The sequence below is a fragment of the Brachybacterium sp. Z12 genome, assembly GCF_014400405.1.
Classification (GTDB): domain Bacteria; phylum Actinomycetota; class Actinomycetes; order Actinomycetales; family Dermabacteraceae; genus Brachybacterium.
The window spans coordinates 150,768-164,001 of the sequence record NZ_CP060496.1; the positions used below are offsets into that span (position 1 = coordinate 150,768).

General features: G+C 70.8%; 15 protein-coding genes and 1 pseudogene. 5 read left to right on the forward strand and 11 right to left on the reverse strand.

The window, feature by feature from the left end; genetic code table 11:
* Positions 1 to 26: 26 nt before the first annotated feature.
* The 6 genes from H3H54_RS00840 to H3H54_RS00855 all read right to left on the reverse strand — a co-directional run bounded on the left by H3H54_RS00840 (position 27) and on the right by H3H54_RS00855 (position 3,912).
* Positions 27 to 728: a substrate-binding domain-containing protein gene (locus H3H54_RS00840; RefSeq protein ID WP_262425132.1), complete on the reverse strand. Its 702-nt coding sequence runs from the start codon at positions 726 to 728 to the stop codon at positions 27 to 29.
* Positions 719 to 1,024: a hypothetical protein gene (locus tag H3H54_RS00845; RefSeq protein WP_262425133.1), complete on the reverse strand. Its 306-nt coding sequence runs from the start codon at positions 1,022 to 1,024 to the stop codon at positions 719 to 721. Before H3H54_RS00845 ends, H3H54_RS00840 begins: the two co-directional genes overlap by 10 nt.
* A 317-nt stretch (positions 1,025 to 1,341) precedes the next feature.
* Positions 1,342 to 1,497, reverse strand: a complete 156-nt coding sequence (locus H3H54_RS18520) for a hypothetical protein (protein WP_316249096.1) — start codon at positions 1,495 to 1,497, stop codon at positions 1,342 to 1,344.
* Complete coding sequence (locus H3H54_RS18525; protein WP_316249186.1) at positions 1,479 to 2,231, reverse strand: ATP-binding cassette domain-containing protein; 753 nt, start codon at positions 2,229 to 2,231, stop codon at positions 1,479 to 1,481. Before H3H54_RS18525 ends, H3H54_RS18520 begins: the two co-directional genes overlap by 19 nt.
* Positions 2,177 to 2,893, reverse strand: coding sequence for an ATP-binding cassette domain-containing protein (locus H3H54_RS18530; protein WP_316249097.1), 717 nt, complete (start codon positions 2,891 to 2,893; stop codon positions 2,177 to 2,179). The genes H3H54_RS18525 and H3H54_RS18530 overlap by 55 nt, the downstream gene beginning before the upstream one ends.
* On the reverse strand, positions 2,890 to 3,912 hold the full coding sequence (locus H3H54_RS00855) for a LacI family DNA-binding transcriptional regulator (protein WP_262425134.1): 1,023 nt from the start codon (positions 3,910 to 3,912) through the stop codon (positions 2,890 to 2,892). The genes H3H54_RS18530 and H3H54_RS00855 overlap by 4 nt, the downstream gene beginning before the upstream one ends.
* Before the next feature lie 303 nt (positions 3,913 to 4,215).
* On the opposite strand from H3H54_RS00855, the gene H3H54_RS00860 reads away from it, so the two are divergent.
* Both H3H54_RS00860 and H3H54_RS00865 read left to right on the forward strand, forming a co-directional pair.
* Positions 4,216 to 5,232 carry an aldo/keto reductase gene (locus H3H54_RS00860; RefSeq protein WP_262426360.1) on the forward strand — a complete coding sequence of 339 codons (1,017 nt, stop codon included), beginning with the start codon at positions 4,216 to 4,218 and terminating at the stop codon, positions 5,230 to 5,232.
* Positions 5,233 to 5,317: 85 nt separating this feature from the next.
* Complete coding sequence (locus tag H3H54_RS00865; protein ID WP_262425135.1) at positions 5,318 to 5,692, forward strand: sulfatase/phosphatase domain-containing protein; 375 nt, start codon at positions 5,318 to 5,320, stop codon at positions 5,690 to 5,692.
* A gap of 187 nt (positions 5,693 to 5,879) precedes the next feature.
* Here H3H54_RS00865 and H3H54_RS00870 read toward each other — a convergent pair whose 3' ends face one another.
* Together H3H54_RS00870 and H3H54_RS00875 are read right to left on the reverse strand one after the other, a co-directional pair.
* The gene (locus tag H3H54_RS00870; protein ID WP_262425136.1) at positions 5,880 to 6,350 is read right to left on the reverse strand and encodes a DUF3592 domain-containing protein; all 471 of its coding nucleotides are present in this window, start codon (positions 6,348 to 6,350) and stop codon (positions 5,880 to 5,882) included.
* A gap of 79 nt (positions 6,351 to 6,429) precedes the next feature.
* Positions 6,430 to 7,104: a histidine phosphatase family protein gene (locus H3H54_RS00875; protein ID WP_262425137.1), complete on the reverse strand. Its 675-nt coding sequence runs from the start codon at positions 7,102 to 7,104 to the stop codon at positions 6,430 to 6,432.
* Positions 7,105 to 7,328: 224 nt separating this feature from the next.
* On the opposite strand from H3H54_RS00875, the gene H3H54_RS00880 reads away from it, so the two are divergent.
* Together H3H54_RS00880 and H3H54_RS00885 are read left to right on the forward strand one after the other, a co-directional pair.
* Positions 7,329 to 8,327, forward strand: coding sequence for a dihydroxyacetone kinase subunit DhaK (locus H3H54_RS00880; protein WP_262425138.1), 999 nt, complete (start codon positions 7,329 to 7,331; stop codon positions 8,325 to 8,327).
* Between the two features lie 10 nt (positions 8,328 to 8,337).
* Positions 8,338 to 9,093 carry a DAK2 domain-containing protein gene (locus H3H54_RS00885; RefSeq protein ID WP_262425139.1) on the forward strand — a complete coding sequence of 252 codons (756 nt, stop codon included), beginning with the start codon at positions 8,338 to 8,340 and terminating at the stop codon, positions 9,091 to 9,093.
* Positions 9,094 to 9,583: 490 nt separating this feature from the next.
* Here H3H54_RS00885 and H3H54_RS00890 read toward each other — a convergent pair whose 3' ends face one another.
* The 3 genes from H3H54_RS00890 to H3H54_RS00895 form a co-directional block, all read right to left on the reverse strand.
* Positions 9,584 to 10,288 carry a Gfo/Idh/MocA family oxidoreductase gene (locus H3H54_RS00890; protein WP_316249098.1) on the reverse strand — a complete coding sequence of 235 codons (705 nt, stop codon included), beginning with the start codon at positions 10,286 to 10,288 and terminating at the stop codon, positions 9,584 to 9,586.
* On the reverse strand, positions 10,231 to 10,596 hold the full coding sequence (locus H3H54_RS18535; protein WP_316249099.1) for a Gfo/Idh/MocA family oxidoreductase: 366 nt from the start codon (positions 10,594 to 10,596) through the stop codon (positions 10,231 to 10,233). The genes H3H54_RS00890 and H3H54_RS18535 overlap by 58 nt, the downstream gene beginning before the upstream one ends.
* A 67-nt stretch (positions 10,597 to 10,663) precedes the next feature.
* Complete coding sequence (locus tag H3H54_RS00895; RefSeq protein WP_262425140.1) at positions 10,664 to 11,623, reverse strand: Gfo/Idh/MocA family protein; 960 nt, start codon at positions 11,621 to 11,623, stop codon at positions 10,664 to 10,666.
* 453 nt (positions 11,624 to 12,076) lie between these two features.
* On the opposite strand from H3H54_RS00895, the pseudogene H3H54_RS00900 reads away from it, so the two are divergent.
* Positions 12,077 to 13,201: pseudogene (locus H3H54_RS00900) on the forward strand (ROK family protein); the annotation flags it as partial.
* Positions 13,202 to 13,234 lie beyond the last annotated feature (33 nt).

Here is a 13,234-nt window from a genome sequence, read left to right on the forward strand (position 1 = left end):
AGTGCTCGCGGGTCAGTGCTTGCAGATCAGTACTTGCGGTCAGGAAGGGCTTCCTCGGCGGCTTCGGGTGAGTCGAAGGTGGTGGACTCGACCTGGATGTAGGACTCGACCTCGCCGCCGTCCAGCGCGGTGTTGACCGCCTCCATCGCCTGATCGCCGAACAGCGGGTTGTACTCGGCCACGAAGCTCAGGGTGCCCGCCGCGAGCGCCTCGAGCGCCGCCTTGGTGCCGTCGATGGTCGCGATCTTGACGTCCTCGCCCGGCACCAGCCCGGCCTCTTCGACCGCCTGAGCGGCGCCGAGGCCCATCTCGTCGTTCTGCGCGAAGACCAGCTGGACATCGTTGCTGTTGGACTTCAGCACCGTCTCGAAGACGCTCTTGGCCTCCTCGGTGGACCAGTTCGCCGTCTGTGCGCCGAGGTTCTCGAAGGAGGACTCGCCCTCCATCACCGCGTTCCAGCCCTCGTTGCGCTCGTTGACCACCGAGACGCCGGCCGGTCCCTCGAGCACGAAGTACTTCGCGCCCTCCGGGAACGTCTCCAGCGCCCACTCGGCGACCGAGGTGGACACGGCGATGTTGTCCGGGGCCAGGCGGGTGACGTACAGGTCGGTGTCATCGGGCTCGATGCCGCGGTCGATCAGCAGCACCGGGATCTCCGCCTCCTGCGCCCGGCTCAGGGACTCCTCCCAGCCAGAGCCCTCGGTGGCGGATAGCAGGATCACGTCCACCCCTCGTCCACGAACGAGGTGAAGGCGTCGATCTGGGACTTCTGGTCGAGGCTGGTGGCGGGTGCGTACTTCAGATCGAAGCCCGCCTCCTGGGTGAACGTCTCCTGGATGTTCTCCTCGTTGGCCTGGCGCCAGGCGCCCTCGGGGCCGACGGCGACGAAGCCGATCGTGATCGTCTCTCCGGAGTCACCGCCGCCAGCGTCACCGCCGGAGGAATCGGAGGAGCAAGCGGCCAGGACGGTACCGACGAGGCCGGCGGCTCCGAGGCCGAGAAGGGTACGACGTGTGGGGGTCATGATCTCCTCCTTGAGATCTAGGGCGCGGGAGGCGCCTGCCCGGTATCGACCGGGCTCAGGGGTGTGGAACGGAAGGGGAGCGGCGGAGTGCCGCACCATGTTCCAGGAATGTTACCGGGAACATCACTGGGCGCAAGGTAGGTCACATCACGAAATGGACACGGCCGCATAACGGGCAGGTAGGGGTGAGCGGATGTGACCCAGGTGGGCCAGCGCCGATGGCGGCGGACCGGCTCAGCCGTGCGCGGCCCCGGAGATCGGCGGGAGATCGTCCTCCTCGGCGGGCGCCGCGATCATCTCCACGATGGTGTCCACGCTCACCCCGGACCGTTGCTGACCTCGCCGATCTTCACCCGGTCCTTCATCACCACGATCCGGTCGCTGAGCCGGATCAGCTCGTCCAGGTCGGAGGAGATGATGACCACGCCCACGTGGCTCGCGGCCAGGCGGGCGATCAGGGACTGGATCTCCACCCGGGAAGGGATGTCGATGCCCTTGGTCGGCTCGTCCAGCACCACCAGGCGCGGCCGGGTGGCCAGCCAGCGGGCCAGCAGCACCTCTGCTGGTTCCCGCCGGAGAGCTGATCGACCAGGGTGGCCGGATCCGCGGGCGAGATCCCGAGCTCGTCGATGTACGCGGCGACCAGCTCCTCGCGCTCGGCGCGGGACAGCGGCCGGGCCCATCCGCGCATCGACTGCAGCGCCAGCGTGATGTTCTCGCGGATGCTCAGCCCCGCGATCACGCCTTCGCTGAGCCGGTCCTCGCTGGCCATCGCGATGTGGTGGCGCAGCGCCGCGGCGGGGGAGGAGAAGGAGACTTCACGGCCGTCCACCTCGGTGCGGCCGGAGTCGGGCCGCGCGCCCCCGGCCAGCAGCCGCGCCAGCTCGGTGCGGCCGGAGCCGCGCAGGCCCGCGATCCCCACCACCTCGCCGCGGTGCAGGTCCAGATCCGTGGGCGCCAGGACGTCCTGCTGACCGAGGCCGCGCGTGCTGTAGAAGGGCGTGCCCTCGGGGTAGGTGCGGTGCTCCTGGCGCAGCGAGCCGATCCGCCGCAGGTCCTGGAGATCGCGCCCGATCATCAGCGCGATCAGCTCGGAGCGCTCCACCTGATGGGCAGGGAACTCCGCCACCTTCGCCCCCGCCCGCAGCACCGTCAGCCGATCGCTGAGTGCGAGGACCTGCTCGAGGAAGTGAGACGCGAACACCATCGCGACCCCCTGGTCCCGCAGCCGGCGCAGCACCACGAACAGCTGCTCGACCTCCGCCGCGTCCAGGCTCGAGGTGGGCTCGTCCAGCAGCAGCACGCGGGGGCGGGTCGCCATGGCCCGCGCGATCGAGACCAGTTGCCGCACCGCGGGGAGAGCTCCCGCAACGGCCGCCGCGTATCCAGCGCGCCGAGCCCCAGCTCGCTCAGCATCTGCTGGGCGCGCTCGTGCAGCGCGTTCCAGTGGATGCCCCAGCGTCCGTACGGCTCGTGGCCGAGCATCACGTTCTCGCCGATGCTCAGGTGCTGCGAGAGCGGCACGTTCTGCAGCACCGCGGCGATTCCCGCCGCCTGAGCGTCGGCCGCCGAGGAGAAGCGCACCGGGCGTCCTTCCAGGCGGATGCTGCCGGAGGAAGGCACCACCACCCCGGCCAGCACGTTGATCAGAGTCGACTTGCCCGCCCCGTTCTCGCCCATCAACGCGTGGATCTCGCCGGCCCGCAGGTCCAGATCCACCCCGTGCAGTGCGCGCACGGGCCCGAAGTCCACGGCGATGCCCCTCATCTCCGCCGTGACTGCGGCCCCGTCGGCGGCACTGACTGTGCCCTTGCCTGCGCTCTCGCCCGGGCCCCTGCTGGCACCCCCGTCCACCTCGCGCGTGCTCACGGTCCCTGCCTCACCTTCGCGGTGGACAGCCGCACCACCAGCTCTGGCGGGATCTTCGTGCGCTGGGGGATGGGCTGGCCCTGGATCGCGGCCAGCAGCACCTCCACCACCGCGACGCCCAGCGCATCGAAGGGCTGGCGCACCGTGGTCAGCGGAGGGATCGAGTGGCGGGAGAAGGGGGCGTCGTCGAAGCCGACGATGCTGAGATCCTCCGGGACACGGATCCCGCGGTCATGCAGGCCGTGCACGATCCCGAGCGCCACCTGGTCGTTGGCCGCGAAGATCGCCGTGTAGTCGGGCAGGCGCTGCAGGCCAACCGCGAAGTCGTAGCCGAAATCTGCAGACCAGTCACCGGCCACGATCGGCCGCTCCGGCATGCCCCAGGAGCGGGTCCGGGCCCGGAAGGCCCGCTCTCGTGCCCGCGCATCGAGCCAGTCCATCGGACCAGAGACATGCAGGATGTCCCGGTGCCCAAGCGCCGCGAGGTGATCCACCGCCATCGTCACCCCCAGCTGCTGATCCACGCACACTCGCAGCAGCTCCGCCTCCCGCTCGGGCTTGACCACCAGCACCGGCATGTCCGGGGAGATCGCCCGCAGCGCCGCGAGCGACGCAGAGCGCGGAGTGACCAGGCACAGCGCATCGATGCCGAGCCCGGCCAGCTGCTCGAAGGCGCGGCCGGCATCGGTCGAATCGTCCTCGTCCAGCGCGATCGAGCTGACCGAGTAGCCCCGCTGGCGTGCGGCGCGGTGGATCGCCCGCAGCGCGCTGGCCGGGCCGAACTCCGTCTCTGTCTCCACGATCGCGCCGATCCGCAGCGTCTTCTGCGTGGCCAGGGCGCGGGCAGCGATATTGGGGCGGTAGCCCAGCTCATCGACCGCGACGAGCACCTTCTCGCGGGTGCTCTCCTTGATGTTCGTGTGCCCGTTGAGCACCCGGGAGACCGTCATGTGGGAGACCCCGGCGATCTCGGCGACCTGGCGGATGTTCGGGCGTTCGGAGGCGGAGCGTGTGGCCACTGCGCCTCCTTCGGGTCGATCGTCTCATCGGTGGTCTGTTGCGGAGTCTCCTACGGTCGGCGCATTGCGATCGGCCGGCCCCGCACCGCTCATCATGCCGGATCGACTCCCTCCTGCCCTACCCGCGTAGATCATCGTCCCGTCGGCGGCAAGGAGGTGGGGAGCGCTCGCTGCCCGGCCGCAGCTCTCGCGCAGACGCACTCCGGTGGTCCGCGCCGCCGCGGAACTGGCACGACCTGGAACACTGTCCCTCGAACGCCGCCTCCAGCGGCTCTCCGAACAATTGCGAGGTCGACGATGTCCATGCCGTACCGCACACCCGCCCGACTGGGCCGCCCGCTGTCCGTGATCGGGCAGGGCTGCTGGCAGATCGGCGCCGACTGGGGAGACGTCACCGACGACTCCGCTCAGGCCGTGCTCGGCGCCGCGCTCGATGCGGGCGTGACCTTCTTCGATACCGCCGACGTCTACGGCGACGGCCGCAGCGAGCGACTGGTGGGGCAGATGCGCAACGCCGCCCTCGACGGGGGAGCGGCCGCCGATCTCCCGTTCGTCGCCACCAAGGCCTCCCGCCGCGCCGACCCCTTCGCCCCGGAAACCTTCACCGAGGAGAACCTGCGCACCTGGGTGGAGCGCTCCCGCAAGAACCTCGGCATGGACACTCTGGATCTGGTGCAGCTGCACTGCCCGCCGCCCGCGATCTACCGCGACGACCGCGTGTTCGACGTGCTGGACGCGCTCGCCGGGGAGAAGAAGATCGCCGCCTGGGGCGTCAGCGTCGAAACCTGCGAGGAGGCGCTGATCAGCCTCGAGCGCGAGCACCTCGCCTCGATCCAGATCATCCTGAACCCCTTCCGCCTCAAGCCGCTCGACGAGGTGGTCCCGCTCGCGCGCGAGAAGGGAGTGGCGATCATCGCCCGCGTCCCCCTCGCCTCCGGACTGCTGACCGGCAAGTTCTCACCCAGCAGCAGCTTCGCCGCGAACGACCACCGCAGCTTCAACCGCCACGGCGAAGCCTTCGACCAGGGCGAGACCTTCTCCGGCGTGGACTACGAGACGGGCCTCGCCGCCGTGGCCCGGCTCGAGCAGGCACTCGGCGGGGCGATGCCGCTCGCGGAGGCGAGCCTGCGCTGGATCCTCGCCCAGAGTGGGGTCACGGCCGCCATCCCCGGCGCCAGCAGCGGCGAGCAGGCCCGCCGCAACGCCGCCGCCGGCAGCGCCCCCACCCCCGCGCAGGCCGGGATCGTCGGCCGCTTCGACGCCGCCGTGCGCGAGACCTACGAGGAGCTGCTGCGCGAGTCCATCCACCCGCGCTGGTGACCCACCGGCTGCGCGGCCCGTCACCGGCCGCGCAGCCCCCTCGGAGATGCCGATCCCTCCCAGAGCGCACCCGGGATGACGCCTGATGCTGGATGAGTCGATGCCGATGCCGATGCCGATGCCGATGCTGGTGCGCTGGCCCGCCCAGATCGCCGCGGGCACCCGGATCACCGACACCATCTCCAACGTCGACTTCGCTGCCACTCTGCTCGAGGCAGCGGGGGAGGAGTCGCAGAGCCTTCCCGCGCAGCAGGGCCGCAGCTTCCTGCGCGAGCTGCACGGAGAGCAGGTGCCGGACTGGCTGCAGGCCGTCTACTACCGCTACTGGGAGCACGACGACCCCGAGCATACGCCCCCGCCCACTACGGCGTGCGCACCCCCACCCACAAGTACATCCGCTACTACAACGACGGGCTGGGCACCCCGGCTCCTCGGACCGCATCATGCCGGTCGAGGATGAGTTCTATGACCTGGTCGCCGACCCGCACGGGATGACCAACGTCGTTCACGACATTGCGTATGCGCAAATCCTCGAACAGATGCAGGCCCTCACCGCCGAGCTGCAAGCCGAATATGGAGACGCGCCCTACGACGGCCCGGGCACCCGCGCCTGGAGTGGTCCACCGCCTGAGGACGGTAGGCAGCACTCAGAACGGGAAGCCGCGGAGCAGCCCCTGGCTGAAGTTCACGAAGAAGCCGACGAACACCAGCATCACCAGCGTGCCGCCGATCTTGATCAGCGGCCTGAGCGGGGAGAGGCTGCGCCCGTTCTTCGGTGCGATGATCCGCTCGGGCCGCTCCCGGTCGTAGAACACCGTGACCTCCTGCCCGGTGCGGTCCAGCATGCCGGTGTCACCGCGCAGCGGGTTGGTGCGCACCGTCTGCCCGCGGTCGGTGGTGAACTCGATCGTCTCCACCATCGTCGAGCTGCGGTTGTCGCCGCTGCCGGAGATGTGAACCTGCGCCGAGATCACCACGCCACGGACCTGCTGGCCCCGCGAGGTGAGGCGTGCCCCGCGCAGCAGGTCCCGCACCCCGCTGAGCAGGATCAGCAGAGCGATCAGGCCGATGAACGCGGGGACGATCACGAACATAATCCCCAAATTCTCGAATCCCACGAGGGCCCCTCTCGGCTGACGGTGTGGCCTTCACTCTAGAGCACGTCAGAGGCGCCCGCTCGGCATCGCCGCAGGTCGGTCAGGCGGCGGACTCGGCCTTCGGATCGGCGGTCACGTCATGCTCCGTCTCGCCCAGCAGGTGCGCGCCGCCGATCGGGATGCTCACCCAGTCCTCGAGCACCCAGCCCTCGTCCGGGTGGCCGGTGAGGCTGACCATGCCGGTGTTGAACAGCGGGCGGTCGTGACGGGTGGCCGCGCCGAGGTTCCCCGCAAGCGAGGCGAACACCCGGATCGAGGCGCCGTGGCTGATCACGGCGACGGTCGCATCCTCCGCGTAGAGGGAGGCGATATGGCGCAGCGCGCCCGTGTAGCGGTCCAGGAACTGATGGCCGACCTCGCCGCCGGGCAGGCCGCCGCTGAGCTCGCCGCCGCTCCAGGCAGCCTGGTTCTGCTGGTACGCATCGACCGACTCCTCGTCGCGCCGCAGCTCGACGTCCCCGGCCTGGATCTCCTCGAGCCCCTCGGTCAGCCGCGGGCTCGTTCCCAGTGCAGCGGCCAGCGGGGCCGCGGTCTCATGGGTGCGCAGGAGGCGGGAGACGTGCAGACCCGCGATCTTCTCGTGCTGCAGGGCGCCGGGCACGGCCTGGGCCTGTGTATGGCCGAGCGCGGTCAGCCCGGGGCCCGGGTAGCCGGTGTCGAGGATGCCCTCGACGTTGCTGGGGGTCTGGCCATGACGGATCAGGAGAAGTCGCATGGACGGCACCGTACGCGATCCCCCGACGCGTTCGATGGACGCCAGGTGAACTCTGGGTGCGCAGGTCACAGCCATGGGAGCGATCCCATCTGCACCAGTAGCAACAGCCCCGGGTGCGCCCTCAGCAGGCGCGAGCGGCGACGGGCCGCGGTGGTCTGCATCACTGCAGGGCTGTGTCTCGCGGTAGCGTCGGAGGCACCTGCCCCGCCTGGAAGGAGCGCAGCATGCGCCGCACCATCGTCAACGACCCCGAGGATCTGGTCCCGGAGGCCCTCGAGGGGCTCGTGCTCAGCCATCCCCTGATGCTCGAGCTCGAGGCCGAGCACCGCTTCGTCACCCGCCGTCAGCGGGCCACCGACAAGGTGGGCCTGGTCTCCGGCGGCGGCTCCGGCCACGAGCCGCTGCACGCCGGCTTCGTGGGTGCCGGGATGCTGGACGTCGCCGTCGCGGGTGCCGTCTTCGCCAGCCCCACCGCGCTGCAGGTCCTCGAGGCCACCAAGGCGGCGGACTCCGGCCGCGGCGTGGTCCAGATCGTCAAGAACTACACCGGCGATGTGCTGAACTTCCGCATCGCCGGGGAGATCAGCGGCGACGACGCGATCGACACCGAGATCGTGCTGGTGGATGACGACCTCGCCACCGACCTCGGTGAGGAGGACGGCCCCGGTCGCCGCGGCACCGCCGCGACCGTGATCGTCGAGAAGCTGTGCGGCGCCGCCGCCGAGGCCGGGGCGAGCCTCGCCGAGGTCGCGGCGATCGGCCGTCGTGCCGCCTCCCGCGCCCGCACCATGAGCCTCGCCCTCTCCGCCGGCACCCACCCCGGCGACACGGAGCCCCAGTTCACCCTCGAGGATGACGAGGTCGAGCTCGGCGTGGGCATCCACGGCGAGCGGGGACGCGGCCGCGTCCCCTTCCGCGACGCCGACGGCCTGGTCGAGCTGCTGGTGGAGCCGCTGCGCAAGGAGCTGGACCTGCGCCGCGGTGAGGAGGTGCTCGCGATCGTCAACGGCCTGGGCGGCACCTACCCGCTCGAGCTGCAGCTCGCCGCCCGCGCCCTGCACCACCACCTGGCCGATGCCGGGATCTCGATCGAGCGCTCCCTGGTCGGTTCCTACGTGACCAGCCTCGACATGCACGGCCTCTCGATCACCCTGATGCCCCTGGATGACGAGCAGCGCCGGCTGTGGGACGCCGCCGTTCGCACCCCTGCCCTGACCTGGTGAGGAGACCCTGATGACCAACAACGACACCCTGCCCGACGACTTCGGTCGCAGCTTCATCCGCGGCCTGCGCGACATCCTCGGCGGTGCGGCTGAGCCCCTCGGCGACCTCGACCGCCGCGCCGGCGACGGCGACTTCGGCACCAACGTGCGCACCGCCATGAAGCTCGCCGACCGCAACATCGAGGACGGCGAGCCCAGCAGCTACCGCGAATGGGTCACCGCGATGTACATGGCCTGGCTCGGCGTGGGCGGCACCAGCGGGCCCCTGTTCGGGATGTTCTTCCGCGACCTCGCCAAGGCTGCCGACGGCGAGGGCGCGCCCACCCTCGCCCAGTTCGCCGACGCCCTCGGGGCCGGGCAGGCCACCGTGCAGAAGTACGGCGAGGCGAAGGTGGGGGACAAGACCATGGTCGACGCCCTCGACCCCGCCGTCACCGCGCTGCGCGGCGCCGTCGACGCCGGAAAGGACGCATCCTCCGCGCTCGCCGAGGCCGAACAGGCCGCTGTCGAGGCTGCCCGCGCCACCGCTGAGACCGTCGCCCGCCGCGGCCGCGCCAGCTACGTCGGCGATGTGGCGGGGAGTCATCGACCCCGGCGCCGCCGCGATCGCGCTCGTGATCGGTGCCGCCCGCGCCGCCGCCGACGGAGGAGACGTGGGCACCGCCTGGATCGGCTGAGTGGGCCTTACGGATCTGGTCGGCGTCAGCCTGTTCGACTCAGTGAGAGTCGCGAGAGCTGTGCTTGTCGTCGGAGATCTCGCCGGTGATCTTCCGAGCCTTCATCTGGAACGCATCGGCTAGTTCGAGGAATTGCGCATCCAAGGGATCCCGCACGACAACGCGCTGGTTGTTCCGAGACTTCATGACGACGGTGTACGGCGTGGTCTTCCGAGCGCGCCGTGTCGGGTTGTCGACACTCATCGTGACCTCCTTCGGAGGGCCAGGCCCTTCAGTCTACTGAACAGATCACGCGTGGCGGTAGGGGTTCCGGCACGCTCGTCTCGAGCGACAGCTTGTCCAGAACTTCGCTGATCAGGATGTCGTTCGCCTCCGAGAGCATCTTCACGTCGACCTCGTCCCACTTGGGGCCGGGTGATCGACCGTCCGGCGAGGATTGTGGATGGGCATCCTCGCGGGCATTCCTGCAGGCCGAGCCTCCATGGCGCCGAGACGCTCCAGATCAGTGGAAGCAGCGCAGCGCAGGGCCCGCCGTCCACTGCTGGACGACGGGCCCTGCGGCGCTGTGACCGGGTGGTCTCAGAGCCGGATCACGTCGGCCATCTTCCCGGTGCGGGAGGACTCGTACGCCGCGAGGATCACGCCGAGCACGCTGACCCCCTCGACCTCGGTGTTGATCGGGCGCTCGCCGGTGAGCAGGCAGTCCACGAAGTGCGCGATCTCCGCAGCGAAGGTCTCCACCTCCTCGTGCTCGAAGACCTGCTCCTCCTCACCGCGCACCTGCACCCGCAGGGTCGAGCCGTCGGAGCTGAGCGAGCCCTTCTCGCCCACCACCGAGAAGCGGTCCGTACCCGGCGCCGCCTGATACGCCCAGGAGGTGACCATCTGGCCCACGGCCCCGTTCTCGAAGCGCACCAGCACCTGCGCCGAGTCCTCACCCTCCATGAACTTCAGGCGGTGGGTGGACAGCATCGCGAAGGCGCTGGTGGGCACTGCGCCCGCGAGGTGCAGCATCAGGTAGGTGGGGTGGTAGCCGGTGTCGATCAGCTCGCCGCCGCCGGAGGTCGCAGCGTTCGCGCGCCAGCCCATCGAGTCGGGATCGAAGTCGTTGTAGAACGAGTCGGTGGTTCGCACCTCGTACACCTCGCCCAGCGTGCCGGCGTCGAGGATCTCCTTGGCCTTCGCGACGGCCGGCATGAACAGCTGGTTGTGCGCGCACATCAGCGTCACGCCCGCCTTCTGCACCGCGTCGCTGACCTCTTTCGCCTCCTCGGGGTGAGGCACAGCGGCTTCTCGCACAGGATGTGCTTGCCCGCCGCGGCGGCCGCGAGGATCGCCGGGGTGTGGAGATGGTGGGGCAGGCAGATGTCGATCGCGTCGACGTTCTCGTCCTTCACCAGCTCCAGGAAGTCGGTGTAGCCCTTTGCGCCGGTCTCAGCCTCGCGCCGGGCGAGCGCCTCGGGGTCGACGTCGGCGATGGCGGTGACCTTCGCACGGTCGGAGACGGTCGCGTAGGCGTTCAGGTGAGCGGTGGCGATGCCGCCGCCGCCCAGGATTCCGATGCGGACGGGGGAGGGGACAGTCGTGCTCATGGGAAGCTCCTCAGAAGTCGTGGGGGTCGTGCTGGACGTGCTTGGTTCGGGCGCGTGCAGGTGTGCCTCAGGCGGCCGCGGCGTTCGCGGCGACCACCAGGGCGGTGAGGGCCTGAGCCCGCTCGAGGTTCTCGACGGTGTCCTCACCGGTGCGGATCGCCTCGACCCACTGCGCGAAGGGGTTCTCGGCGTCCTCCGGGAGGTCGAGGGGGACGGGGCCCTCGCCGGTGTCGACGGTGGTGCCGCCGTCGGCCCCGAGCCCGTGCTGGAACGAGCCCTTCGTGCCCTGCACCTCGATCGAGAAGGGGCTCGTGGGGGTGACGAACCCGGTCTCGATCACTCCGATCGCGCCGTCGGAGCCGGTCACGGTGACCACGGCGTTGTCCTCCACGCCGCGGCCGGTCATGTCCGCGAAGGTCGCCGAGCGCACCTGCACGTCGGCGCCCAGGATCAGCTGGGTCAGGTAGACGGGGTGCGCGGCGAGGTCGCTGAACGCCCCGCCGATCGCGGCGGCCGGATCGTAGAAGCGCGCCGGCAGCCAGTCGCCGGTCGAGCCGTTGTGCGCCAGCCGCACCCGCGAGTAGGTCAGGCGCCCCAGCGTGCCCTCCTCGAGCACCCGGCGCAGCGCGAGCGCATAGCCGTGGCTCAGACGTGGCAGGGAGACGGTCAGCCGCACCCCCGCCTCGCGCGCCGCGGCGATCAGCTCCTCACCCTCGGCGACGGTGGGGGCCAGCAGCTTCTCGGTGAACACGTGCTTGCCCGCCGCGAGCGCCCGCCCGATCACGTCGCGGTGGTCGCTGGTGGCGGTGGTGACGGTGACCCCGTCCAGATCCTCGCGGGCCAGCAGCGCCTCGAGGTCCGGCGCGAATTCGACCCCGAGCGTCTCCGCCAGGGCGCTGCCCCGCGCGGAGTCGTCGTCCCAGACGGCGACCAGCTCGGTGCCGGGATGCTGCTGTGCCTCCCGGGCGTATTCCTCGGCGTGGACGTGCCAGGCCGAGAGTGCGGCGATGCGCAGTGGTGCGGACATTCTTCCTCACGATCTTTCGAAGGGGTCGCGGCATGCCCGCAGGACTTAGCGCCGCACGTCAGCTCGGGGACGGGCCCCGCCGCACTGACCGGCTCCGCCGGGCAGCGGGAGAGTCGGGTCCGGTGCCCCGACGCCCTGGGGTCGGGGAGTCGGGCCGGATGATCCGTCCGCCGTTGGTGAGGTAGGTTACTCACGCCGATTGACATAATCAACGGGTCGGCGCCGACGAATGTCCTCGCCGTGCCCACGGGCCCTGCGTCTCGTGCGCCGACGCGGGGAGGCGCCCTCAGGATCCGCCGGGGACAGGATCGGCCCGGGATCGATCCGGGATCGACCCGGGATCGCCACAGGGCTACAGCTGGAAGGAGCGGCATGCGCGGGACATCGATGGCCGACATCGGCTCCTACCACGAGAAGCTGGTGCTGCAGATGATCCGCTCGGAGCCCGAGGGGATGTCCCAGTCCCAGGTGGTGCGCGGCAGCGACCTGTCGCGGCAGACGGTCTCCCTGATCGCTCGCCGACTCCTGCGCGAGGGGCTCATCGAGACTGCGGGGCAGCGCATCGCCGGGCCGGGCAAGCCCACCACCACGCTGCGGGCCGTCGCCGATTCCCGCTGGACCGTCGGTGTCCACGTGGATCCCGCCCACCTCACCGTCGTCATCTGCGACCTGCAGGGCAGAGCCGTGGACACCGCCACCCTCGGCGCCCCCACCGAGGACGCCGCCGCGGATCTCGCCCGCATCGCCGCCGAGATCCAGCGTCTCTGCGCCCGCCACGGCGCGGTGAAGATCCACGACCTGCCAGCTCCCGTCCCGGGCGCGAGCGCAGAGGCCCGGCCCCAGGGCCCGCCCCGACGGGTGGTGCTCGGGATCGGGGTCGCGGCCCCCGCCCCGCTGGACGTCGCCACCGGCGTGATCACCACGCCGCCCTGGCTGCCCGGCTGGCACGGCATCCCCGTGGCCGCCGAGCTCGAAGCCGCCACCGGCCTGCCCGTCCTCCTGGACAAGGACACCAACGCGGCCCTGACCGGCGAGATCTGGGCCGGGCACCTCCCTGCTGAGGAGACCGTCCTGTACCTCTACCTCAGCCACGGTGCGGGCTCCGCGGTCAGCGCGGGTGGTCGCGTCCTCCGCGGCGGCACCACCCAAGCCGGCGAGATCGGGCACCTGCCCACCGGTATCGCCGACGAGATCTGCCGCTGCGGCCGCCACGGCTGCCTGAACCTCTTCACCGATGCGCGCCGCATGATCGAACGCGCCACCGCCGCGGGCCTGGACCGCCGCCCGGACGACATCCCCGCCGCGGTGGGCGCCATCGCCGGCGCCGCCGTGCGCGGGGAGAGCGGCGCGCTCGAGGCCGTGGAGCAGCACCTCGCCGCCGTGGTCACCGCGCTGGACATTCTTGCCCGCATCCATGACCCGCAGCGGATCATCGTCGGCGGCCCGGTGCTGTCAGCACTGCTGCCGCTGGCCGCGCCCCGGATTCGCGCCGGCACCGCGGACTGGCTCGGCAGCTCCGGGTGCACGCTGCACTTCTCCGAGCTCGGCAACGCCGCCGGCGCGATCGGCGCGGCTTGCCTGTTCCTCGAGGAGGAGGAGCTCTCCCCGCCG